The following is a 574-nucleotide window of genomic DNA, read 5'->3' as shown; positions in this document are numbered from 1 at the left end:
GCTGGGGCATCGTCATCGGCACCGACACGGCGTTCCTGCTGGGCGCGCTCGCCGTGGTGGGCCCTCGTTTCGTCACCCAGCTGCGGATCTTCCTGCTGGCCATCACCGTCATCGACGACATCGTCGCGGTCACCGTGATCGGTGTCGTCTACTCCGGGGCGATCCAGGTGCCGGAACTGATCGCCGCCCTGGTGCTCGGCGCGCTCCTGTCGTCGCTGTCCCGCTTCGACGTCTGGCGGGCCGTCCCGTATGTGCTGATCGTGCTGGTGATGTGGTTCGCCACGCTGAACGCCGGGCTGCACGCGTCCATCGCCGGCATGCTCGGCGGCCTGCTCATCCCCGCGCGCGAGCCGTCCCGCGAGACGCCGCACGCGATGCGCAGCTCCTCCAGCGGAACATGGCGGCCGTAGTGGCCCAGCACCATCGCGAGCGAGGCGGCGCCGCACTCCACGGCCTCCATCTGGAGCACGGTGGGCGTACGGACGGTCCTGGCGCGGGACGTCGGCACCTTGCGGCGCGGCGGCGCGGCACGGCGTCTGCCGCGGGTCTCCTGTGCGGTGCTCACGGCAGCAGC

The 574-nt window shown here is 71.6% G+C and carries 2 pseudogenes; one reads left to right on the top strand and one right to left on the bottom strand.

From position 1 onward, the window contains the following. Positions 1-362 (top strand): annotated as a pseudogene (locus tag LPA54_RS35610) (Na+/H+ antiporter NhaA); the annotation flags it as partial. On the opposite strand, the pseudogene LPA54_RS35605 reads toward LPA54_RS35610, so the two are convergent. Then, a pseudogene (locus LPA54_RS35605) lies at positions 344-565 on the bottom strand (cysteine peptidase family C39 domain-containing protein); the annotation flags it as partial. The pseudogenes LPA54_RS35610 and LPA54_RS35605 overlap by 19 nt on opposite strands. Positions 566-574: the final 9 nt, after the last annotated feature.

This window comes from Streptomyces sp. DH12 (genome assembly GCF_020873895.1).
Lineage (GTDB): Bacteria > Actinomycetota > Actinomycetes > Streptomycetales > Streptomycetaceae > Streptomyces.
The sequence above is the reverse complement of the archived record's forward strand: the minus strand, read 5'-3'. Positions and strand labels throughout refer to the sequence as shown.